The sequence below is a fragment of the Brevibacillus sp. AG162 genome (assembly GCF_006715575.1).
In the GTDB taxonomy this organism is placed as follows: domain Bacteria; phylum Bacillota; class Bacilli; order Brevibacillales; family Brevibacillaceae; genus Brevibacillus; species Brevibacillus brevis.
The window spans coordinates 71,917-93,707 of the sequence record NZ_VFNO01000012.1 but is presented as its reverse complement, the minus strand read 5'-3'; the positions used below and the strand labels follow the sequence as shown (position 1 = coordinate 93,707).

The window sequence follows — 21,791 nt, the reverse complement described above, 5'->3', positions numbered from 1 at the left end:
AAGGGGGTTCCTGTTCGTTGCGAGAGCTTTCTGCCATATGTTTTACAGAGGGAGAACCACTGTTCATCCAAATCTATCACTTTATCAAAGACGAAATATTGCGTAACCAAATCACGTATGAAGAGTTTCTCCCCTCGATTAGAAGCTGTGCCCAGTCGCTTGCTGTCAGCAAAAACACGGTGGAAGTTGCCTATCAGCTACTGGTATCGGAAGGGTACGTCAGCAGTATTTCGAAAAAAGGGTATCAGGTGACGTACAAGGCAGGACCTCCGTCCGGGCAACATCCAGCGGAACGAGAAGACTCTCGTATACCATCGATTCGCTATGACTTTCGCTACGGCAACATCGAGCTCGGGGCATTCCCTTTTCATCCGTGGAATAAGCTGCGCAACAAGCTCATTTCCTACCATCAGCGCACGTATATGGTGGAGGGACTGGCTCAAGGCGAATACGTCTTGCGAAAGGAACTCTCGAAATTGCTGCATGAAACGAGAGGAGTCCTCGCTACGCCAGAGCAGATCATTATTGGAGCTACCCCGCAACAGTTGGTGTCGATTGTCGTCCAGCTTTTGGACAGAGAGAAGCATGTGATTGGCGTAGAAAATCCGGGCTATGATGGTGCGAGAAATACGTTTCTCAACGGTGGCTACCTTGTACACGGCATTTCCTTGGAGGCAGACGGTGTATCCATCGAAGAGCTGAGGCAAAGCGGGGCAAGCATCATGTACGTGAGTCCTTCTCAGCAATTCATCAACAAAATGACGATGCCTTTGGAGAAAAGAAACCAATTGACCTTATGGGCGCAATTCTTATCGCATGCTTATCTGGTGGAGGATGACTACGAATGGGAGTTCAAATATCAAGAGAGCTACATCCCTTCGATCCAGAGTCTGTCACCCCAAAAGGTTGTCTACATTGGGAGGCTCTCCAAAGCATTGCTGCCACTCGTAAACGTCAGCTACGTCGTCCTTCCCTATGAGCTGTTATCGCGTTTTCACCAGCGTATGCCTGAATACGATCAGCCTGTGTCCCGCTTGGACCAGTTGACGCTAGCGGCGTATTTGTCTGATGGCTATTGGCATAGACACTTGCAGCACATGCGAAAAAACTACGCGGAAAAGCGAGAGGTGTTTCTTCAGGCAGTCGCTCGTTACATGGACGGACGTGTGGAAATAGAAGGGAAGGATACAGGGCTGCATGTATTTTTGACCGTAAAAAGCCAGCGTACAGAAGCGGAACTCATGGAGCGTGCCTATCAGAAAGGTGTAAAAGTCTACGGAACTGCCCGATACTGGCTGCATGATACAAGGGAGCATCCGACGGTATTGCTAGGGTACGGAGCATTAACTCCCGACGATATTCAGGAGGGCATTCGGTTGTTGGCTAGTGCCTGGTTCGAGTAACAGATCAGCTTTCTGTCCCACTCATCTTGAACGATCTGTCCCTTTGGCTTCGGACGGCTATCCATTACGATGGACAGGACAGCGATTAGAAAGGGTGGGAAAAATGAAGTTCATTTTTGATCTGGACGGGACGATCTGTTTCAAGGGTCAGCCGATCTCAACAAACATTTTGGATAGCCTGCTTGCACTCGAACAAGCGGGACATACGGTAGGTTTCGCCTCTGCAAGACCGTGTCGTGACATGCTGCCTGTCCTCGATGAGCGGTTTGCCAATCATCTCCTCATTGGCGCGAACGGAGCGATGACACATCACCAAGGGAGCTTGCAGGGCTGCGTGCCGATCCCGGATCGTTTGGCACATGAAATCATCAGCATTCTCGAGGATTATCGCGCGCAGTATTTTATCGATGACTCGTGGAACTACGCACATAATTGTGTGTCTACCCATCCTTTTTTGAGCTATGTCGATCCCAATCGGACAGCCAGCCGCGTGGACGTGGATCAACTGAATGCCGTGCTGAAAATCCTGATTTTATCATGTGACCGTTATGAAGAATTGATGGCGAGAATCAAGGAACTCGACGTCACGCTGCATTATCATTCGGCAGAAGGCATTCTCGATCTTACGTATCGGGGAGTGAACAAATGGGCTGCCCTGAGTCGGTTCGATGTGGCAGGGGAGCCGTTCATCTGCTTTGGCAATGACATGAATGATTTGCCGCTGTTTGAAAAAGCACATCATTCCGTATTAATTGGCGAATATGAACCGCTGCTTGCATGGGCAAAGGAAAAAATCACTGTGGATGAACAGGTGGAGCCATCCATTATCGCAAAATTGCGAGAGCTGGGCGAGAAGTATGAGTTAGCTCTTCCGTAAACTGAAAAGGAGGCCATCAAATGATGAATCCATTATTGGTGAAGAGACATCAGGCACTGCGCGAAGCAGAGACCAAAGCTGAGTTTTTATTTGCCACCATCGAAGAGAAGGGCATCATTCGCAGCGGTGTGACGGAAAAAGATATCAACAAGGAGATTTACGAGCTGGCCTTTCAATTGTTCGGGATCAAAAAATATTGGCATAAGCGAATTGTGCGAGCGGGGAGAAACACGCTGTTTCCGTACCGAGAAAATCCACCGAACTTGACTGTCGCTCCCGAAGATATTGTCTTTCTCGATTTCGGGCCCATTTTTGAAGACTGGGAAGCCGATCTCGGGCGGACGTATGTGCTTGGAAATGATCCGGTAAAACACAAGCTGCGCGACGATATTGAAAAAGCGTGGGACGAGGGCAAGGCTTACTTTTTGTCCAAGCCTGATATAACAAGCAGCGAGCTGTTTACCTACATGTGCGAGCTTGCCAAAGTATACGGCTGGGAGTACGGTGGTCCGCACGCCGGGCATCTCATCGGTGAATTCCCGCATGAAAAAATTCAAGGGGATGATATCGTCAACTATATTCATCCTGACAATCACAAGCCAATGAGAGAGCCGGATCATAACGGACACCCGCGCGACTGGATCCTGGAGGTTCATTTTATTGATCGGGAACGAGAAATTGGGGGATTTGTGGAGAAGCTGTTGACGGTGGAGTAAGGTTTACGTTGTTCAAAGTTATTACTGGAGATTCCGTTTGTTCCTCGGAGTCTCTTTTTTGTAATTGTACGGAATTTACTTATAGTCTCATCATGTACGCGCACTCACACGAAATCCGTCAAGTGCGAAGCTAGACGGTTACACCCCACTGCAAACCGGACCCGAGATTGTTGAACTGGCGCAAAAGGCAGGAGTGCAGCGAGTCACGGTTTTATGGAATGGCGAGAAGGGACCTGTAGAGAGGGCTGTAGAATCCAGTGACCTCGAGTGGACCCTTCTCCAGCCTGTTGAGTTTATGTCCAATGCGCTTCAATGGGCAGAGTCTATTCGCATGGAAGGTATTGTCCGGGAGCCATTTGGTGACTCACCCAGCGCTATGATCCACAATTGCCGACATCGCTAGCGTAGCGGTGGCCGCATTAATCGGTGATGGTCACGCCAGGAAAACCTACACGCTGACGGGTCCAGAGGTACTGACAGTGTTCGATAAGGTTCGGATTCTTGGTGAAGCGATCGGCAGGGATATCCAGTTTTTCGAGCTTACCGAAGATCAGGCACGCGAACGTATGCGAGAGCAGGGAGCGCCAGAGGACGCCATCGATTTCGTCTTAGGATGGTATGCCAACCCTCCAAAATCTGCGTACACAGTGGTTCCGACCGTCGAGCAGGTCACTGGTCGTCCAGCACGAACCTTCGCCCAGTGGGCATCTGAACACGTGCCATATTTTAAAAAACCATAATTGAGGCGTTCCAAAGTACTGGATACGACTTAATACATCACCATATTCCCGGTCTTTTTCATATGCTTCTCCGCTTGCTTCAACAACACGACGGTCGTCGTCACCAGCACAAGCAATACAACGCCCAGAAGTGCCAGACTTGGCAACATTGTCTGCCACGATGCCCCCTCCATCAACAACTCGCGAATCAACTGAAGCGCGTAGGTCAGAGGAAAGCAAAAGGAAATGACCTTGGCCCAAACCGGAAAGGCCATCGGAGGCAGACGGACACCGGAAAAGATCAGCATCGGCTCATCCAAAACGGTGTACAGAAAGCTCGCGTCGCGTGAAAACAGAAAGAGCACACAGAGAAAGCCGCCCCAGACGATGGCCGATACCAGCAAAATGAGGAAGGCGAGTGGAGGTGCCCACCAGCCGCTCAGCTGAATGCCATCGACAAAAAACAAGGCTAACAGGATAAAGCAAAAGAACAGCCAGACCCCCTCGATCAGTGAGGAAAGCGAACGCCCATACAGAAAAGCGAGTCGGTTGACCGGGCTGATGAAGATCATTTCCATGGTTCCCGCTTGCCTCTCAAAGCTCATTTGCCATGACGACTGCACCAGACACCAATAAAAGATGTAGCCTAAATAGCCAGTCAACAAGAACAACGGCAACTGTTCGTAGCTGATGAACCGGGCTAGAGGGGAATCAGCTCCCATCCGGAACGGGGCAAACGAATAATACGCGGTAACAAAATTGATGACGGGCCAAACCAAGAGCGAGAAGTAGATCATTTTGCTGTGAAACGAATGGCGATGCTCCTTGATGATTTCCGCCAAAAGCAGGCTGCCTAGCTGTTTCATGCGCCCCTCCGATCTGCCATGTGCAGGATGACGTCTTCCAGTGATGGCTGTTGGGTGGAGAGACGCAAGACAGGGGATTGATGAGCAGCCAAGAGGGAAAGCAGCGGAGTCGTCATATCCGTTTTGCCCCGTAACGTCACTTCCCAGGTCTGATCGTCCGTTTCCGCGATTTCACGCGAGCCGCCGTAATCCAGTGCCAGCTGGCGCAAATCGTAATCGAGCGAGTCAGAGAGAGCAGGGATCACTACCTGCAAGGCTGTGTCCAGGCGAAGCGATTTAGTCAGGTGCTCTGGTGTATCATGCGCCACGAGCCGTCCTTTATCGATGATGTATACCTCGTCGCAAAGCTCTTCAACCTCATGAATGTAGTGGCTGGTCAACAGAATGGCTTTTCCATGCTGTGAAGCGAGCTCACTCACATGCTGGCGAAGCTGCCGAGCGATGGGGGCGTCCAAGCCGAGAGTCGGTTCATCAAGAAACAGGTAGCGCGGATCATTGATCAGGCCGCGGGCGATTTGCAGTCGTTGCTTCATGCCTTTGGAATAACGCTCGACAGGGGTGTCGGCGGCCTCATACAGGCCAACCTGCAAGAGCAATGAATCGATCCGATTGCGCAAGGCCTGCCCTTGCAAACCGTACAGACTGCCGAAATATTGCAGGTTTTCCCGCCCTGTCAGCCGCCAGTACAGCATGCGCTCTCCCCCTGCGATCATGTTGACCTTGGCCTTGACGAACCGATCGTCCTTTACCGCGTCATACCCGTCTACCGTGATCGTGCCGCTGGTCGGGGTGAGCAGTGTGGAGCACATCTTGATCGTGGTTGTTTTTCCTGCGCCATTAATGCCTAACAATCCAATGATCTTGCCGGGTACCATGCGAAAGGACAGATCAGCGACTGCCTCGACCTCTGTCCATTGCTGGCGAAGCCAGCCTTTTTTCTCTTTCACCCGGTATACCTTCCGTACATTTTCTGCAATCAGCATGATCGTTGTCCTCCTCGTTATCCAAAAATCGATTCCATGACGCGTTTTTCCATCCTACGAATGCCCCACACCCCGATGACGAGATAGACGAGGGACAGGGCTGCCATATGAAACAACTGTGGTGAAACAGCATGCAGCGGCGCTCCTTGAATCACGCATTGCCGAAAAGCATCCAGCGCAGGCGCGAGCGGCATGATGAGCCCGAGTGTTTGCACCCATTCAGGCAAATACGGAATCGGGAACGTCACCCCACTGACAAAGGCCATCACGGCAAACAATGTGTTTTGTGTGATGTACGTATCGCGGAACCAAAGCATGAGACTGCCCAATACAAGCGCCTGGCAAAAGAAAGCACCTGTAGACAAAATCCAAACAAGGACGGCGCTCCATACGTTTGTATGAGAGAGCGTGAGTCCGAACAGCGCCCCAATAAGCACAATCACCGAAAATTCGAACAAAGTACGCATGAGCTGTTGGGCGACATTCCCCAAAAAGTACCCCCTGCGCAAGGAAGGGGTGAGCAAAACCGCCTCCAAGGTCCCTTCCCGCAGCTCCGTAATGAGTGAGCGGCTGACATTCATCAAGGTCGAGACGGCAAACGCATAAAAAGCTCCGCCGAGGATGGCGTACGACAAGTAATCAGACGAGCCGGTGAGATGTGCGAATTTCTCGTCCAACTGCCCGGCAAATACATAGTGATAGGCGAAGAAGGCGAACAGCACCGTATACACCCCGGAAAAAATGTGGCCGATGACAAACGACCACGGATAGGCACGAATCATTACGCGGGTATTGCGGATAAAGGTAGCTTTGGCGACATGAAACACGTTATTTCCTCCGTTCTGGGGGATGTGATGAAGTAGGTGGAGCGGCAAGTCCGGGAACAGGCATATCGATGAACTCATGCAGATCGACTGCGAGCTGTTCCAGCCGTGATGCAATCGCGCGGTAAAACACATATCGTCCCCGCCGTTCACTCCAGATAAAGCCTGTATCTACCAACAGATTCAAATGCTTGTTGACGGCAGGCTCACTGATGCTGTGCAGGTCAGCCAACTGCTGCGTACAGTAAGGATGAGCCAATAATGATTTGAGAATCGCCGTCCGCGTCGGGTCACTGAACACCTTCATTTTGTTGATGAAGTCAGCGGGAATCACCGAGGTGGCTCTGGTGCCGGGAACGTCAACGGATAAGCACACGGAGATATGGTCCTCGTAAATGCCGAGCAACAAATGCGGCGAAATAAAAGTAGAGACACGCAAATGGATACGAGCCAGCTCCGAATAGCCAAATGTGTACGTTTTTGCCTTGTGAAATTGCAAAAAGTCTTCGTGCACCTTCAAGCGCGGGTGCACCTGCGACAAAAACGGAATCGGATCAAGCTTGATCTGCTCTTGCGCCTCATGTACGGCGCGAACGAGCCATGGTTCAATCCGCCGTTCTTCTGTTTGGAAAAAAGGCAGGTAGTCGTAGCAAAACTCCAGAAAGCTTCGCTTGGTCGAGAGCGGATGGCGCAAAAGCTCCCGATGCTCTGGCTTCAGTTCATCAAAAATCTCGTCTGTACGTCCTTGCATCCAAGCGTGAAGTTGTCTGGGATGATAGACGGGACCGATCATGAGTTGGGCAAACTCGCCAGCATCCATCGCCTGTACACGCTCCAATGCAGCCTCGACAGAATGCTCAAAGCACTCCTCCCAAGGCGCCAGGAAGTCCATGGCATCGAGAAACTGATTGGACATGGAACTAAAATAGTGAAGCTTTTTCAAGAGCGGGGCAGGTAAAGCAGTGAGCAACTCCTCCGCCCAATGCAAGCGGGAGGTGTGATGCTCCGGCTTGGCAAGCACGTGGAGACTTAAGAAAAACTCATAGCCGGGTATGTATGCGACATGAAGATGCTTACGCAGCCAGTCAGGCAAATCTTGCACGGAGCATCCTCCTTTCTTGTTTAATTAACCATTTGGTGAATTTAATTTGGGAGTGGGCAAAATTGAAGAAATTATGCCGGAGGGGCATCTCGATGTCAAGAGAAAAAGAAAACAACCACGGCTAACGGGTAGCACGTGGTTGTGGAACGGTATTACGTATCAGAGAAACGAGAGCCGAGCGTCTGCACGGCTTGCTGCATTGCTGTCAAATCCGCTTCGGGAAGCGACTGCTCCTGATAGCGATATTGCTGATAGTAACGTGTGATGCGAGCGACTGCATCCAGTTGACCTGCATCTAGCAAGGACTGTTCGCACAGGCGATTGAAAAACTCTTGGGGCGTCTCATGCAGCTCGATTGGCATTCCTTGCTTCTCCATGAGGACGAGGAATTGATAGTAGGCGTACCTGGTGGGGTCATCCTCTGGGCCAATGGGCTGTTTGAACCATTTGGCAGAGACATCTTCTGCGCTTTCTTCACTGGAAGAGGGAGGAACAGCGGTCAAAACGGTATTTTGTGCAGCCGCCACTTCTTTTTCCAGCGTAATCGTCCCCTTAAAGCGCTTTTTCCATATGTACCGACCGAGGAGGAGCACGCACACGAGGATGAAGGCAACGATTAAATATGGCTGCAGAACAGAAAAGAGTGGTTCTCCGAGCTGTATCTGCTCACTGGGGTTATCTGGTTTTTGTCCTGTATTTTCCGTTAATAACTGAATCGCTGCCTGTTTTTGGTTCGCCCTCTCGTACAAACGTTCAAACCATTCCACAATGAGAATAAGCACAGGCTCAAAGAGCGTATACAGTCCAGCGCTGACAGGTCCTTTTATCCAGCTCCAGATCCAATTGATGAGACCAAGTACGATAGAACCGACAGCCAAATAACCCGTGATCAAAAGAATACGAGTGCCCAGCACCTGACTGCCGAGTAGCAAGCTAATGCGAGCGGGCAGCCTCGTAGAAAGTAATCCTTCTCGCAGCACGAACGCCCCAATCGCCACCAGAAGATAGCTGAGAGTAATGAGGACAAGCATGGAAAAAGAGGCTGCGAGCGAATAGGAACCCGGGTCAACGATGGAGGTGTAAAGGACTGCTATCACGAGCTGTATCAGGCCCGCCATCAGCGCCAGAACAAATCTGCGTTGCAGACTGTCATGTCGATAACCTTCCGATGCAGCGCTTTGTACTCTCCAAAAATAAACAGCAGCCAGTATAAGCGCGATGAGCCAGGAATCATAGAGGTAGAAGCTGCCCATTCCTATGACAAACACAAGGGGATACAGCAGCAGATGGAGCATAAAGCGACCGCCACCACTATGGTACAGCCAGCTCCCGGCCATGAGCAGGATCGCTGCGACTAGGCAAAACAATAGCAGTTGACCAAAGCCTGCTGTCATATAACCAAACAAGATCAGGACAACGCCCGTCAGCATGGCCTCCATCCAAAACGCGAGCGTCCAGCGGCCCATCAAAGAGAGTGTCATCCCATCATCACGCTCCTTTTTTTCAAGCGAGCATGCTCAAAGCGCTGGATGATGACAGGGTCAGAAGAGACATCCAGCACCGCAACTTGATGACCGCATTGAACAAGGCGCTCCGCAGAGGCTTGTACGGATTGGTCCATTCGTGGCGTCACAATGAGAATGGCTTCCTTCCCGTGTGCCCCCTCTAACCGGCGAAGAATAGGCGCCAGTGGCGTTGTCACAAAATGGTGCATTTGCGCCAGCTGGGTCATGACGTGCAAGTGGTGCGCCTTGCCGCTTCCCGTAGGCAAATGAAAATGCTCACGTCCTCGTTGCTTCACGGTGAGGTACAGCTCATATCCGACCGATTTTCTCCTGCACAGGCCAGCCAAAGCCGCAAGACACGAGATTGTCCGTTCATTGGTGGTATCGTTATACTTTTGCATCATCGGTTCATAGGAGGGCAGGATATGCCCGACGATTCTCCAGTTAGGATGGGCCGTATACTCGAACAGGCGCGTCTCCAGTGCCCCTGTTTTGGCGGTTGCCTTCCAATGGATGTGCTTGAAACGGTCGCCTGGCATGTACGACCGAACGCCACGCTGAAACGTGACATCGTCCTGTTGGCGCTGACGAGAAAGCCGATTCCCGTCCGGTTCCGTTTCAGCGAGCACGACCGGAGAAAGAGCAAGAGGCAGCGGATAAACCAGCAAGGAAAAGGAAATCGACAATGTCATAGCGGTAGGTTCCTCACCCAATAACGGCAATGTTTCGGATTGAACATCCGTCAGCCAGACTGTGCCCCGTTTGTTCGGAATGAGAATCAAGGTGCGTGTGGCACTTTGCCGCATCGGCAGATCAAACCGCAGGCGAACGCTCGTCCGATGATTGAGGATTCGCACCTCGTCTGCGCCTTCCACCGAGACATGCTCCGGCAGTGTGAAGCGAAGCCAGGTAGCAGGCAAAGGAAGCCACGAACGATTGTGCAAGCGAACGGTAATGTGCACGGGTGTCCCTGACAGGACGCGCGTTTGATCGCTGGACCATTCGAGCGAAACCCATTTGGACATGGACTTGGCCCACCAGTCTTGTGCAGCAGGCAGAAAAAAGAAAAAGCCCCCAAACAGAAAGAAAAACCAGTGGCCGGAAAAAACGGCGAAGAGCAGCAAGACAAAACCGATTACGTGAAAGGTTTGCTTGGTGATCATAGCGCTACACGCTTTCTTCGACGGGAGCGGGGACGCTGGTCAAGATTTGCTCCACGACTTCCTGCTCCGTCACATGCAGCTCTGCTTCCATGGAGAGGCGAATGCGGTGAGCGGCCAGACTTGGGAACACCACTTTCACATCATCCGGCAAGACATAAGAACGACCAGAAACGAACGCGTAAGCCTGGGCGGATCGCAACAGGGCGAGCATGGCGCGCGGACTGATGCCCACCTCAATCGAGCGATGCTGGCGAGTCGCTTCCGTCAGATCGATGACATAGTCTTCCACTGGTTGACTGACATGAACGGTCGTGACCTCGCGTTGCAGAGCCGCAATTTGTTCGACAGTGATAACCGGCTCGACGGTCTCTAATGGGGAGCCACTGCGGAATCTCCGCAAAATTTCTTTGGCATCCTCTCGCGTACCATAGCCAAGAGACAGCTTGAAAAGGAAGCGGTCCAACTGTGCTTCCGGCAGCGGATAGGTCCCTTCCGATTCGATCGGATTTTGGGTAGCAATGACCAGCATGGTCGATGGCAGTGGCAAGGTGACGCCTTCGATCGTAACCTGGCGTTCCTCCATGCATTCCAGCAAGCCAGATTGCGTCCTGGGAGTGGCCCGGTTTATTTCATCTGCGAGCAAGACATCCGCAAAAACAGGTCCCTTGCGCAGTTCGAATTCACTTGTTTTTTGATTGAATACGTGTAGACCTACGACATCAGATGGCAGTAGATCCGCAGTAAATTGCAGGCGGTTGTAAGAGCCGCCAATCGCTTGCGCCAATGTTTTGGCAAGCACGGTTTTTCCCATTCCGGGCAAGTCCTCCAGCAATACGTGACCACGTGCGAGCAAGGCCGTTACCAATAGGCGGATCTGACTTTCTTTGCCCACGATGACGCTGCTGACAGCATGCTGAAGGTTATCCAATGTCGGATGAGTCATGAAAATTCTCCTTTTCTCATTTAAAATTGACGAGTCATACCATACGGTTCCCATTATATATGGAATATCCTGTTATTTACAAATTTTCGAAATAATATGCCCGTCAGCGCGGCGATCACGATAACAGCGCCTACAGAGATGTAAAGAGGGCGAATCCCTACCTGATCGCTCAGCTGTCCACCGAGCCAAATACCGACAGGCATCGTCGCACGCACGATGAGCAGGCGGACAGACAGTACACGTCCCATTAGCTCGGAAGGAACGTGAAGCTGATACAGGCTTGTGCTATGTACTTGGAAAAAAGGAGCAAACAGACCAGCCAGTAGTTCGATGGTGATTGCGAGCCAGATATCATGGGTAAAGCCTATCGCAACAAAGCTCAAGCCGCCTAGTACCAGTGATCCCAACATGATCAGGGGCTGTCCAAGGCTGCTACGGAAGCGAGGCACGAGCAAGGAGCCGAAGAAATATCCCAACGGATAACCAGCCAAAAACAAGCCGACATGAAACGAGGTGCCTTGCAGCTCCCCGGCTACAAAAGGCAGGTTTAGTACGAGCGTGACTCCGACAGCAAATTGGACGAGAGCCGAGTACAGGCCAAGCCAGAGCAGAAGGGGCTTCTGCCAAAAAATCGCAAGACCAGCCTTAAACATGACGAACCACGGTTGCTTCTTGGTGGCGCTATCCGCTGGGGCGAGTGGACAAAGAACCAGAAAGAAACCGCTGAGCGCATAGCTGATCGCGACCAATGCGAGTACCCATTCACCGCCGATACTCGCTACGAGAATCCCACCCAAAGGAGGACCTGTAATCAAGGCAATTCGCAGGACACTATCCAAATAGGCATTGGCTTGGAGGAGCTGCTCTCTTTTGACCAGAGCAGGGAGGAGCGACTGGCTGGCTGGCACATACAGCGGTTGAACGAGACCGTTGATCAAGGCAGTGAAATACAACGGCCAGAGCGAATCTGTCCCGGAAGTAATGACCGCAAAGGACAAACAAAACGCAGCAGCTCGCATCCATTGAGAAAAAAGCATGACACGCTTCTTGTCGAATCGGTCGATGTACGGTCCGGCTACCAACTGAATAGCGAGAGACGGCAAGAAATACAAAAGCCACATCTGCCCGACCGCACCTTGAGAGCCAGTTGCCTGATAGATGATCCAGCTATTGGCGAGGGTACCGAGTGAGGCGCCGAGTTCTGAAATGAGCTGGCCGAAAAGAATCCAACGATAAGAACGCTGCTGCCAGACAGAGGCTTGTACTACGGTTTGGTTCATGAGGTGCTGCTCCTGTCCAGGAATTCATCCCACAACAGGGGGAGCTTGTCCAGCTTATGACGGCGGAGTCTGTATCGGGAGCCTGCCGTTTCAACGAGATGGGCAGACCGCAGCATGGACAAGTGATGGTGCACGGTCGATTTCGCCATGGAGAGTTGATCTGTTATCTCTTGCAGACTCAGGTCCTTTTCCGCCAGCATTTTGACCATGCGGAGCCTGTGCTCATCTCCGAGTGCTTTTAAGGCTTGCACCAGTGAAGGGGGTGGCTGATAAGGATCTACAGCATCGTGCAAATTTTCGTCGGCAACAGGGTAATAAAAAATTTTCGTCCCAACAGCATCGGCCTGTACGGTCCACGGGCGATAGATCGCTTGCGGAATCAACAGTACGCGTGTCACGGCAGGCTCAGGGAGATAGTTCGATCCTGTCGCATACTCCACCAAGGCTTCCGGGTTAAGCTTTGCTAGCTTGTTTTGCTTTTGCGACCAATCCCGTTCTAGCATGCGAACGATTTCTTCCTCATGCGGCTTGATATGAGTGGTATACCAGCCTTCCATCAATCGGAGAATATGACCTCGCAGCTCTTCTGCATCCACGGAAGTCATATGTCCGATATACGATTCAAAAAAGAGGTGCGCGCGGCACGCTTTCTGCAAAGCGGCGCAAGCGTCTTTGCTTCCTCGTGCAGCATTCCGCCGTGCATCCTGCATGTTTTCACCTAGATAAGGGAGGGCCTCGTATCGGAGCTGTTCTGTTGAGAGCTCTCTGACATACGAGAGAAAGGAATCCAGATCAGCGAAAGGGCAAAGATCGAGCAGTTGCAAAAGCGTCTTCCACGTATTGTGCTCCTTCGCATAGTCGACCTCTTGCCGTACAGAAGGGGACAGCTCGTCCAACAGTTGACGCCAGTAGGCAGGAGGGTGTTCCATCGTGTGATGCAATTGATCGTAGGTAGCGGCAGCGATTCCCAAGGAAGCTTCGAATAAAGGAGAGTACGTGACCTCCACCCGATAAGTTGTTCGTTCACTGCCAATGTTCAAAATTTTCATGTGACCATCCTTCCAAAATTTGTACATGATTATGTATTTTATAAATTCCGAATGTAAAATTCAATATTTTTCGAACGAAAATAGAAAAGGAAAAGAAGAATCACCAATCTCTATCCGAAGAGATCACGTGATTCTTCTGTCCTGTCAAAGGTATGGCTAGCCTACCGTGGATAATTTCGACGCACGCTGCAGCGCTTGCTCCAAATCAGAAATGATATCGTCGATCGACTCTGTGCCGACGGAGAGGCGAATAAGTCCCGGGGTCACTCCGGCGGCTGCCTGCTCTTCTTCCGTCATCTGCTGATGTGTTGTGCTCGCTGGATGAATGATGAGTGACTTGGAGTCCCCTACATTTGCGAGATGGGAGAACAGCTTCACTGACTCGATCAATGTTTTTCCTGCCTCAACGCCACCGCGAATTCCAAATGTCAGGATCGCGCCAGCACCTTTTGGAAAATATTTTTGTGCCAATTCATGCTGAGAGTCTGATTCCAGTCCCGGATAATTCACCCACTCTACAGCAGAGTGATTGGCGAGGAACTGGGCTACTGCCAAGGCGTTCTGGCTATGCCGCTCGATGCGCAGATGCAAGGTTTCTAATCCTTGCAGGAACAAGAACGAGTTGATCGGAGCGACGGCAGCGCCGATATCGCGCTGGAGCTGGACGCGTGCCTTGATAATATAGGCGAGTGGACCAACAGCTTCTGTATAGACGACACCATGGTAGCTTGGATCTGGTGTAGTCAAGCCAGGGAATTTCCCGTTGTTCCAGTCGAATTTTCCTGAGTCTACGATGATACCGCCAATGGCTGTTCCGTGGCCGCCGATGAATTTGGTGGTGGAGTGCACGACAATATCGGCCCCGTGCTCAAAAGGACGGCACAAAATCGGAGTCGCGAAGGTGTTGTCTACGATTAAAGGTACGCCATTTTCGTGGGCAATATCGGCGATGGCCTCAATATCGGCGACATCAATGCGCGGATTGCCGATTGTCTCGCAAAACACGGCTTTTGTCTTTTCATTGATAGAGGCACGGAAATTTTCCGGATTGGATTGATCAGCAAAATGAACCTTGATACCGAGGCGGGGAAGCGTGTGAGCGAACAGGTTGTAGGTACCGCCGTAGAGGCTGCTGGAAGCAACAATCTCGTCTCCTGCATGCGCAATATTCAAGATGGCGAATGTAATGGCAGCTTGCCCGGATGCGGTCGCGAGTGCACCAACACCACCTTCGAGCAGGGCAACACGCTTCTCAAACACATCCTGCGTCGGATTCATGATGCGTGTATAGATATTCCCAAACTCTTTTAAGCCAAACAGATTCGCTGCATGCTCTGTATCGCGGAAAACATAGGAGGTCGTCTGATAGATCGGAACAGCACGTGAGCCTGTTACAGGGTCAACCTCCTGCCCGCCGTGAACCGCAAGTGTTTCTGGCTTCCATTGTTGTTGATCGGACATGTCCATCTCTCCTTTTACTATGGAAATCGGCTAATAAAAAAACGGAGCATTCTCCTGAGAAGAAGAAGGGCTCCGATCATGCACGGGCTTTTGTTCATCTCTCAGAATCACTGGATTCTGCAGGAATTGGCACCATGCAGCTAGTTTGCTGGTTGCCGGGTTTCGTAGGGCCTGTCCCTCCACCGCTCTTGATGATAATGATTGTTGTCGTAATTGTATGAAAATAAAACCTCGCTGTCAATGTGAAATATACAGTTATCGGGGAGGATTTTGTGTATATATGGATGAAAGGTGTTCACTCATGCCATTAATTTGTAACGGTTTTGTCTCAAGCTGTTCACATCCCGTGTGGCTACTGCCGCAGCGAAATGGGAGATAATGGTAGAAAATAGGGAGCAAGAGCGCATAGGTGAAGCCAGGTGCTCTTCGCGTTAGAAAAGTAAAAAAGCGTGTGATATCATGGAGGTGGTTACAACTGATCTGATCGTACATATAGGAGGATAAATAGCGATGAGCCATGGAGTAAAAGAAATTACACCACAAGAGCTGTTGGAAAAGCTGGAAGCCAAAGAGGAACTGCAAGTCATTGATGTACGCGAAGTCGATGAGTGGAATGCAGGTCACATCAAAGAGGCAAAGCTGATCCCACTCGGCTTTTTGCCGCACCGTATCGATGAGCTGGATAAGAACATTCCGATTGTGATGGTTTGCCGCAGTGGTGCCAGAAGCAATACAGCTACAGAGTATTTGAGTGCACAAGGGTATGACGTGGCGAATATGGTTGGCGGCATGCTCGCATGGCCAGGTGAAGTGGAACAGTAAGATGGTAAAGAAACAGTGTGAATGCCTCCCGCGTGAATCAGGAGGCATCACGCATGGGACAAGCAGGGAGGAAGCAACCCATGAGTGAAGGAACACAATTGCAGCAGGAATCTGCGATGAAGAAACATTGGTTTCCTGTATTAGCTGGTATTATCATTTTGGCTATCGTCGGAGTATTTGGTTATAAGTACATGACACAAGAAAAGATCGAAGTGTTGAAGCCCATCGCAGACTTCACCTTGGACAACAGTGACGGAACAACCTATACATTTAATGAAAGTGCTGGCAAGGTAAGACTGGTGGAGTTTATGTTTACCAAGTGCCCGGATATTTGTCCGGCTACCACGTACAACATGGCCAAGCTGCAAGATCAGTTAAAAGAAAAGGGACTGTTTGGAGACAAAGTAGAGTTTATCTCCATTTCCTTTGACCCTGATAACGATACGCCGAAAGTCTTGCAGGAGTACGCAGCCAAGTTCAAGGCAGATCAGAGTGGCTGGAAGTTCCTGCGCGGGGATGCTCAGGCTGTAGAGAAAGTAACGAAGGATTTTGGTTTGATGGTCATTAAGCAGCCAGATGGTTCTTATGCCCATACGGCTCGCATGTTCCTTGTGGATGGAGATGGAAACATGCGCCGCGCGTACGGGATGGCAGCAGACATGGACATGGAAGTCATGATGAAAGAGATGGTACAGCTCGCTGACTAGCGGGTCTCCTCATAGGAGATGTTTACGACTTCTTCTGTCTGATTCACGAATTCAATATGAACGAGTAACGCCCACCTGCGATTGCTTTCTTGAAGCAAGAGCTTAAACGTCTCTTCCGATGTGGTGGGCGTTTTTTGTTTTCGTCCGACATGCAGGTAGTCCACAATTTGAGCGTTTGGATATCGTTTCATCGTTTCCTGTATCGCGAGCCTGCCCCATTTTGCATAGGGAGGCTGGGCATAGGTAGGGAACGGCTGAAAGATGAGCAGGAAAAGTACAGTGGAGAGAAGGGGCATCATGTACCGATAGCGAAATAGGCGACGAGCGGTTTGCACTTGCTTATCCCTCTCCTTTTCGAAATGGTTTGCCATGTATTTTGAAGACTTTTCGGAATATCATTCGTAGAAAATAATGACAATGAAGTGCGGGAGGTATTCGATGCATTACTTGCTCATTCCGTTATTTGGCGTTCCTGTTTTGGTGGGGGTTCTTGCGGCGATTTTCCAAAAGCCTCCTTTCTGGAAAAAATGGGGGCTCACGATTGCTTCTGCCGTATTGATTTATGGAGGCTGCTTCGCTGCGAATGTCTATTGGCAAGTGAAGTATGGCATTCCGGTGTTGCCTACGGAGTCCGACTTGGAAGTCTTTTTGTACTTTTGTATCTTTTTGGTATTTGTTTGTATCCTCCTGTATATCGGCTTTTTGATTACGATGAGAAAACAGTTTTGGAAGATGAACCTTGTGTTTCTATGCACGGCCTTTGGGTTGTTTTGCTTTTTTGCTGCGGCCTTTTTAGGAATGGGGCCCTTTTTGAAGAAAGCGGAGTATGTCAACGTTGTACAAAAAGCAAAAGAGAAGTGGCAAGCGGCGGAGATGAACAATGAGAAGCCTATTGATCTCGCCATCGTGTACAGCAGACAAGACTGTACCAAAAATTGTGCCGGGTATCCCTATACAAGTCTGATCCTAGTACGCAATCAATCGGATCAGCCGTTGGAGATCGATTTGAAGCTGCGATTGAAAAACAAAGGCGGCACCGTATTAAAAGAAGTCGAGGCCGTACCACTAAAGCTCTCTTCAGGAGAAATTACGGAGGTATGGACGGGCGATTCGTATGCAAAGCACGACTTCTGGGCGAGAGCGAGTGTCGTGACCGATGAACGAGTTGCCGATTTGGAGTATCAGTATTCGATTATTGACCGAAGATGAATGTGTGGAATAGACAAGACTGTGTGAAACGAACGTCTTACGTTGTGATATAATAAGAATGGCATGCTTGGTTCGGGTTCCCATAATCATGCACGACGATGTTAGGAGGAAAGAGATTGAGCGACGTTAAGATTTTCGCGATGGGCGGCCTCGGCGAGATCGGAAAAAATATGTACTGCGTCGAGTATGAGGACGAAATCATCATCATTGACTGCGGGGTGAAATTCCCCGAGAATGAAATGTTCGGTATTGATCTGGTTATCCCGGATGTTTCCTATTTAGTGGACAACCAGCACAAGATCAAAGCACTTTTGTTAACGCACGGACATGAGGATCACATTGGTGCGATTCCTTATATTTTACGGCAAATCAAGGTGCCGATTTACGGTGGTCGTCTGACCCTGGGCTTGGTCAAGGCGAAGCTGGAAGAGCACCGGTTGCTAAATGAAGTGAAGCTGATTCCGATTTCGGAAGATACGGAAATTCCTTTTGCGAAGCTGAAGGCGACATTCTTCCGGACGAACCACAGTATTCCTGATTCCTTGGGAATTGTGCTCCATACACCAGAGGGAATGGTCATTCACACGGGTGACTTCAAGTTTGACATGACACCAGTCGGACAAACAACGGAGTACGGAAAAATTGCACGCATTGGTGCGAGCGGGGACGTTTTGGCGCTTTTGTCTGATAGTACGAACAGTGAGCGTCCTGGTTTTACGATGTCAGAGAGATCGGTAGGGGAAGGGATTCTCGATGTGGTACGCAAAGCGCGTGGACGCATCATTCTGGCTACCTTCGCTTCCAACGTACATCGCCTGCAACAGGTGGTAGATGCTGCAGAGCAGTGCAATCGCAAAGTGGCGGTAATTGGCCGCAGTATGGAAAAGGTTTTCTTGATTGGACAAGAGCTGGGCTATATCCAGATGCCAGAGGGCATGCTGATTGATATTAAGCACATCGACAACTACGCAGACAACCAAGTGCTGATTATTTGCACGGGCAGTCAAGGTGAGCCGATGGCAGCGTTGACCCGGATTGCATCCGGTTCCCATCGAACCGTTTCCATTTATCCGGAAGATACGGTAATCATTTCTGCATCTCCGATTCCAGGAAATACGATCAACGTAAGCCGCACGATAGACAAGCTGTACCGTGCAGGTGCCAACGTAGTATTGAGTCACGAATTTGATATTCACGCGTCGGGTCATGGCAGCAGCGAAGAGTTGAAGCTCATGCTCAACTTCATTCGTCCGAAATATTTCATCCCGATCCACGGGGAATACCGGATGCTCAAGACTCATTCCAAGTTGGCCCAACAGGTTGGGATCGAGGAGAGCAACATCTTTATTATGGACAACGGCGAAGTGCTGAATTGCAACCGCGAAAAAGCGTGGCTCAGCAAGGTACAAGCAGGGATTGTCCTTATTGATGGCAGTGGTATCGGCGACGTCGGCAATATCGTCCTGCGCGACCGCAAGCATTTGGCTGAGGATGGCTTGATGGTCGTGGTTGTCAGTCTCGATATGAAGAACTTCAAAATTTTGACGGGCCCAGATATCGTGAGCCGCGGCTTCGTATACGTACGCGGTTCAGAATCCTTGATTCAGGAAGCAACACAGCTCGTTCGTGGGCGTCTGCAGGAAGCATTGGATAAGAAAATCAAGGAATGGTCTGAGCTGAAGTCACAGATTAATGAAGTGATTAAGCCGTTTATTTACGAAAAAACAGGCCGTAACCCAATGATTCTTACCATTTTGATGGAAGTGTAGCTCCTGCTTTCTCGGGTAGGCGAAGTCGGGGTATAATAATAAGTAAGTTGAACACGTGATACAAAGGAGAGGTTGCCCAATGATGTCTTATGAAGCATATATGAGCCAAGTAATTCAACCGATGCGCGATGAGTTGACTCGCAACGGTTTTCAAGAGCTTCGCACTGCGGAAGAAGTAGAGCAAGCACTGCCGAATGCAAAAGGCCTGACACTTGTTGTTGTGAACTCGGTTTGTGGCTGCGCAGCAGGACTCGCTCGTCCAGCAGTTGTACATTCCTTGAATCACGCTACAAAGCCGGATAACATCTTCACTGTATTCGCAGGTCAAGACAAGGAAGCGACTGCAAAAGCTCGTGAGTATTTCGAAGGCTATGCACCGTCTTCCCCATCCTTTGCGATCATGAAAGACGGCGAAATCAAGACGATGATCGAGCGTCATCAGATCGAAAACAATGATCTGGCAACAATCGCAGGCTTGTTGACCAACGCTTACGACACTTACAAATAAGGAAGTACGAAACATCACGAGGCGCCCGGCAACGGGCGTCTTTTTTACAGACTTTCCGCTAAAACGCGGTCGCTCCTTCTTGAAGTTTAAAAGTGGCTGTAGTGGGGAGAAGAATATTTCCAGACTAGGCTCCAGGCTCTGTCCCACAGGGAAGCCTGTACTGTCCACTCCGAAGGGATTCGCGGGGAAACGCAAAAGTGGTAGCCGCTACGTAGCATGGACACGTTGCGTTTCTTTTGCCCGCGAATCCCTCCTCCGCTCGGTAGGACTCCACAAGTCGCTACGTCTGGAAATATTCTTCTCTATCGTGACAGATGTGATTCTTCAATCTTTTGAGACTTTAAAAACCCGTCTAACACTAGAAGCTCGTAGAGGAAACAGGAGAAATAAGCGAAGATCTTAGGGACACCGACCGAGACGGAATGCAAAAAGCGAAACATGCTCTTAAGCGTCCACCTCTGAAATACATCCTGAATGGACTACTTTGGACGCGGTTTCGCTTTTTGCATGGAGTCGTGCAGTTCCATCCCGCAGGGGGTGGCCCTAGAAGCTGAGCGTTTTCTCCTGTTTCCTCCCTACCACTACAGCAACTTTAGCCTTTTGTTATGTGGCTGCGGTGGAGAGAAGAATATTCCATTCTAGGCTCCAGGCTCCGTCCGGCAAGGAAGCTTGTACTGTCCGCTCCGAAGTGATTAGCGGGGAAACACATAAGTGGTAGCCGCTTCGTCGTATGGGCACGTTGCGTTTCTATTTCCCGCTACTCACTTCTCCGCTCGGTGGGACTACACAAGTCGCTACGTCTGGAAATATTCTTCTCTTGCGTTACTGATGACATCCTTACATTCTTTCAAGGCTTTACAGAAAGCTCGTAGAGGAAATATGAGAAAACAGCGAAGATCTTAGGGACACCGACTGAGACGCAATACAAAAAGCGAAACACGCCTTTAAGCGTCCACCTCTGAAATGCATCCTGAAGAGACCACTTTGGCTTGATTAGCAAGGAAACGCAAAAAGAGTACCAAACTCCAATTTATTGGGATTGATTCCCTTTTGTTATTATACTAAAATGTTTAATAAGTATAATAACAGAGGGGGAGAGCGAATGAGCAAGCTGGTAGTAATTACAGGCGTGACACGTGGTTTGGGCAGGGCAATGGTGGATCGTTTTCACGAAGCAGGCTGGACGGTTGCAGGCTGCGGGCGTTCGGAGAAAGAGGTCCAAGGGCTGCGTCAGCAATTCGGGGACCAGCATCATTTTTCTGTTGTCGATGTTTCGGTAATGGAGCAGGTGGAAAAATGGGCTGAGGAAGTCAAAGCCGAGGTGGGAGTTCCCGATCTGTTGATTAACAATGCCTCCATTATTAACCGGAACAGTCCAGTCATTGGGCTTGCAGCAAGTGAGTTTTCGAGAGTGATGGACATCAATGTGAATGGTGTTTTCTATGTAATTCGCTCCTTTTTACCGTTTATGGTTCAACGCGCAAATGGTGGAGTCGTCGTAAATATCAGCTCGTACTGGGGAAGACACGGGGAAGCGTTTTTATCGCCGTACTGCGCTTCGAAGTTCGCCATCGAAGGATTGACGCAATCATTGGCAGCAGAATTACCTGAGGGAATGGCAGCAGTGGCGCTTGATCCGGGAGGCAGTATCGATACATCCATGCTCCGTTTATGCTCACCAGAAGATGTGGACACGGCACCGAATCCAGTAGAGTGGAGCCGTGTGGCGGTACCGTACATCATCGGACTAGGTCCGCAAGACAACGGAAAATCGCTCACCTGCCCACCTGTGAGAAACAACTGAATGTCGTTGCCATTGTTTCACCATACTGCCGAGAATGCCCTCGGCAGCTTTTTTGGTATAAAAAAATCTCCCGTGGATGGG

At 50.2% G+C, this 21,791-nt stretch carries 21 protein-coding genes and 1 riboswitch; of the genes, 10 read left to right on the top strand and 11 right to left on the bottom strand.

Going from position 1 to position 21,791, the window contains the following annotated elements; translation table 11 throughout:
* The first annotated feature begins 17 nt into the window (after window positions 1-17).
* The 4 genes from pdxR to FB479_RS30660 all read left to right on the top strand — a co-directional run bounded on the left by pdxR (window position 18) and on the right by FB479_RS30660 (window position 3,736).
* Window positions 18-1,403: a MocR-like pyridoxine biosynthesis transcription factor PdxR gene (gene pdxR, locus FB479_RS26365; protein ID WP_142067252.1), complete on the top strand. Its 1,386-nt coding sequence runs from the start codon at window positions 18-20 to the stop codon at window positions 1,401-1,403.
* 103 nt (window positions 1,404-1,506) lie between these two features.
* Window positions 1,507-2,280 carry an HAD-IIB family hydrolase gene (locus tag FB479_RS26360; RefSeq protein WP_142067251.1) on the top strand — a complete coding sequence of 258 codons (774 nt, stop codon included), beginning with the start codon at window positions 1,507-1,509 and terminating at the stop codon, window positions 2,278-2,280.
* 20 nt (window positions 2,281-2,300) lie between these two features.
* A complete protein-coding gene (locus FB479_RS26355; RefSeq protein WP_142067250.1) occupies window positions 2,301-2,996 on the top strand; it encodes a M24 family metallopeptidase in 696 nt (231 codons plus the stop codon).
* A 410-nt stretch (window positions 2,997-3,406) separates the two neighbouring features.
* On the top strand, window positions 3,407-3,736 hold the full coding sequence (locus tag FB479_RS30660) for a Rossmann-fold NAD(P)-binding domain-containing protein (RefSeq protein WP_185746424.1): 330 nt from the start codon (window positions 3,407-3,409) through the stop codon (window positions 3,734-3,736).
* 29 nt (window positions 3,737-3,765) lie between these two features.
* On the opposite strand, the gene FB479_RS26345 is transcribed toward FB479_RS30660, so the two are convergent.
* The 10 genes from FB479_RS26345 to FB479_RS26300 form a co-directional block, all read right to left on the bottom strand.
* Window positions 3,766-4,581 carry an ABC transporter permease gene (locus tag FB479_RS26345; protein WP_142067249.1) on the bottom strand — a complete coding sequence of 272 codons (816 nt, stop codon included), beginning with the start codon at window positions 4,579-4,581 and terminating at the stop codon, window positions 3,766-3,768.
* Complete coding sequence (locus tag FB479_RS26340; protein ID WP_142067248.1) at window positions 4,578-5,564, bottom strand: ABC transporter ATP-binding protein; 987 nt, start codon at window positions 5,562-5,564, stop codon at window positions 4,578-4,580. Before FB479_RS26340 ends, FB479_RS26345 begins: the two co-directional genes overlap by 4 nt.
* A gap of 17 nt (window positions 5,565-5,581) precedes the next feature.
* Window positions 5,582-6,391 (bottom strand): ABC transporter permease, encoded by an 810-nt coding sequence (locus FB479_RS26335; protein ID WP_142067247.1) that lies wholly within the window; start codon window positions 6,389-6,391, stop codon window positions 5,582-5,584.
* A 1-nt stretch (window position 6,392) separates the two neighbouring features.
* Window positions 6,393-7,490, bottom strand: a complete 1,098-nt coding sequence (locus tag FB479_RS26330; RefSeq protein WP_142067246.1) for an ArsR/SmtB family transcription factor — start codon at window positions 7,488-7,490, stop codon at window positions 6,393-6,395.
* A gap of 152 nt (window positions 7,491-7,642) precedes the next feature.
* Window positions 7,643-8,971, bottom strand: a complete 1,329-nt coding sequence (locus FB479_RS26325; RefSeq protein WP_142067245.1) for a DUF4129 domain-containing protein — start codon at window positions 8,969-8,971, stop codon at window positions 7,643-7,645.
* The gene (locus FB479_RS26320) at window positions 8,968-10,158 is read right to left on the bottom strand and encodes a DUF58 domain-containing protein (RefSeq protein WP_142067244.1); all 1,191 of its coding nucleotides are present in this window, start codon (window positions 10,156-10,158) and stop codon (window positions 8,968-8,970) included. Before FB479_RS26320 ends, FB479_RS26325 begins: the two co-directional genes overlap by 4 nt.
* Window positions 10,159-10,162: 4 nt before the next feature.
* A complete protein-coding gene (locus FB479_RS26315) occupies window positions 10,163-11,101 on the bottom strand; it encodes an AAA family ATPase (protein WP_106652646.1) in 939 nt (312 codons plus the stop codon).
* 53 nt (window positions 11,102-11,154) lie between these two features.
* On the bottom strand, window positions 11,155-12,381 hold the full coding sequence (locus FB479_RS26310; RefSeq protein ID WP_142067243.1) for an MFS transporter: 1,227 nt from the start codon (window positions 12,379-12,381) through the stop codon (window positions 11,155-11,157).
* The gene (locus FB479_RS26305; protein ID WP_142067242.1) at window positions 12,378-13,430 is read right to left on the bottom strand and encodes an ArsR/SmtB family transcription factor; all 1,053 of its coding nucleotides are present in this window, start codon (window positions 13,428-13,430) and stop codon (window positions 12,378-12,380) included. Before FB479_RS26305 ends, FB479_RS26310 begins: the two co-directional genes overlap by 4 nt.
* 156 nt (window positions 13,431-13,586) lie before the next feature.
* Window positions 13,587-14,891: a homocysteine synthase gene (locus tag FB479_RS26300; protein WP_142067241.1), complete on the bottom strand. Its 1,305-nt coding sequence runs from the start codon at window positions 14,889-14,891 to the stop codon at window positions 13,587-13,589.
* 91 nt (window positions 14,892-14,982) lie between these two features.
* Window positions 14,983-15,089, bottom strand: a riboswitch (SAM riboswitch).
* A 312-nt stretch (window positions 15,090-15,401) separates the two neighbouring features.
* Here FB479_RS26300 and FB479_RS26295 point away from each other — a divergent pair.
* Window positions 15,402-15,713, top strand: coding sequence for a rhodanese-like domain-containing protein (locus FB479_RS26295; RefSeq protein ID WP_047073938.1), 312 nt, complete (start codon window positions 15,402-15,404; stop codon window positions 15,711-15,713).
* 80 nt (window positions 15,714-15,793) lie between these two features.
* Window positions 15,794-16,420, top strand: a complete 627-nt coding sequence (locus FB479_RS26290; protein ID WP_232030120.1) for an SCO family protein — start codon at window positions 15,794-15,796, stop codon at window positions 16,418-16,420.
* On the opposite strand, the gene FB479_RS26285 is transcribed toward FB479_RS26290, so the two are convergent.
* Entirely contained in the window at window positions 16,417-16,755 is a 339-nt protein-coding gene (locus FB479_RS26285; RefSeq protein WP_106652651.1) for a YqzG/YhdC family protein, read from the bottom strand. The two genes, FB479_RS26290 and FB479_RS26285, sit on opposite strands and share 4 nt — an antisense overlap.
* Before the next feature lie 103 nt (window positions 16,756-16,858).
* On the opposite strand from FB479_RS26285, the gene FB479_RS26280 reads away from it, so the two are divergent.
* The 4 genes from FB479_RS26280 (at window position 16,859) to FB479_RS26260 (ending at window position 21,710) form a co-directional block, all read left to right on the top strand.
* Complete coding sequence (locus FB479_RS26280) at window positions 16,859-17,629, top strand: hypothetical protein (RefSeq protein ID WP_142067240.1); 771 nt, start codon at window positions 16,859-16,861, stop codon at window positions 17,627-17,629.
* 98 nt (window positions 17,630-17,727) lie between these two features.
* Window positions 17,728-19,398 (top strand): ribonuclease J1, encoded by a 1,671-nt coding sequence (gene rnjA / locus FB479_RS26275; RefSeq protein ID WP_106652653.1) that lies wholly within the window; start codon window positions 17,728-17,730, stop codon window positions 19,396-19,398.
* Between the two features lie 79 nt (window positions 19,399-19,477).
* Window positions 19,478-19,906 carry a BrxA/BrxB family bacilliredoxin gene (locus FB479_RS26270; RefSeq protein ID WP_106652654.1) on the top strand — a complete coding sequence of 143 codons (429 nt, stop codon included), beginning with the start codon at window positions 19,478-19,480 and terminating at the stop codon, window positions 19,904-19,906.
* A gap of 1,102 nt (window positions 19,907-21,008) precedes the next feature.
* On the top strand, window positions 21,009-21,710 hold the full coding sequence (locus FB479_RS26260) for an SDR family oxidoreductase (protein ID WP_142067239.1): 702 nt from the start codon (window positions 21,009-21,011) through the stop codon (window positions 21,708-21,710).
* Window positions 21,711-21,791: the final 81 nt, after the last annotated feature.

Coding starts and splice junctions, on each gene's coding strand:
- FB479_RS26290 (WP_232030120.1), top strand. CDS start 15,794: ATGAGTGAAGGAACACAATTGCAGCAGGAATCTGCGATGAAGAAACAT.
- FB479_RS26355 (WP_142067250.1), top strand. CDS start 2,301: ATGATGAATCCATTATTGGTGAAGAGACATCAGGCACTGCGCGAAGCA.
- FB479_RS26295 (WP_047073938.1), top strand. CDS start 15,402: ATGAGCCATGGAGTAAAAGAAATTACACCACAAGAGCTGTTGGAAAAG.
- FB479_RS26260 (WP_142067239.1), top strand. CDS start 21,009: ATGAGCAAGCTGGTAGTAATTACAGGCGTGACACGTGGTTTGGGCAGG.
- FB479_RS26270 (WP_106652654.1), top strand. CDS start 19,478: ATGATGTCTTATGAAGCATATATGAGCCAAGTAATTCAACCGATGCGC.
- FB479_RS26300 (WP_142067241.1), bottom strand. CDS start 14,891: ATGTCCGATCAACAACAATGGAAGCCAGAAACACTTGCGGTTCACGGC.
- FB479_RS26280 (WP_142067240.1), top strand. CDS start 16,859: ATGCATTACTTGCTCATTCCGTTATTTGGCGTTCCTGTTTTGGTGGGG.
- FB479_RS26325 (WP_142067245.1), bottom strand. CDS start 8,971: ATGACACTCTCTTTGATGGGCCGCTGGACGCTCGCGTTTTGGATGGAG.
- FB479_RS26345 (WP_142067249.1), bottom strand. CDS start 4,581: ATGAAACAGCTAGGCAGCCTGCTTTTGGCGGAAATCATCAAGGAGCAT.
- FB479_RS26310 (WP_142067243.1), bottom strand. CDS start 12,381: ATGAACCAAACCGTAGTACAAGCCTCTGTCTGGCAGCAGCGTTCTTAT.
- FB479_RS26315 (WP_106652646.1), bottom strand. CDS start 11,101: ATGACTCATCCGACATTGGATAACCTTCAGCATGCTGTCAGCAGCGTC.
- rnjA (WP_106652653.1), top strand. CDS start 17,728: ATGTTAGGAGGAAAGAGATTGAGCGACGTTAAGATTTTCGCGATGGGC.
- FB479_RS26360 (WP_142067251.1), top strand. CDS start 1,507: ATGAAGTTCATTTTTGATCTGGACGGGACGATCTGTTTCAAGGGTCAG.
- FB479_RS26305 (WP_142067242.1), bottom strand. CDS start 13,430: ATGAAAATTTTGAACATTGGCAGTGAACGAACAACTTATCGGGTGGAG.
- FB479_RS26340 (WP_142067248.1), bottom strand. CDS start 5,564: ATGCTGATTGCAGAAAATGTACGGAAGGTATACCGGGTGAAAGAGAAA.
- FB479_RS26320 (WP_142067244.1), bottom strand. CDS start 10,158: ATGATCACCAAGCAAACCTTTCACGTAATCGGTTTTGTCTTGCTGCTC.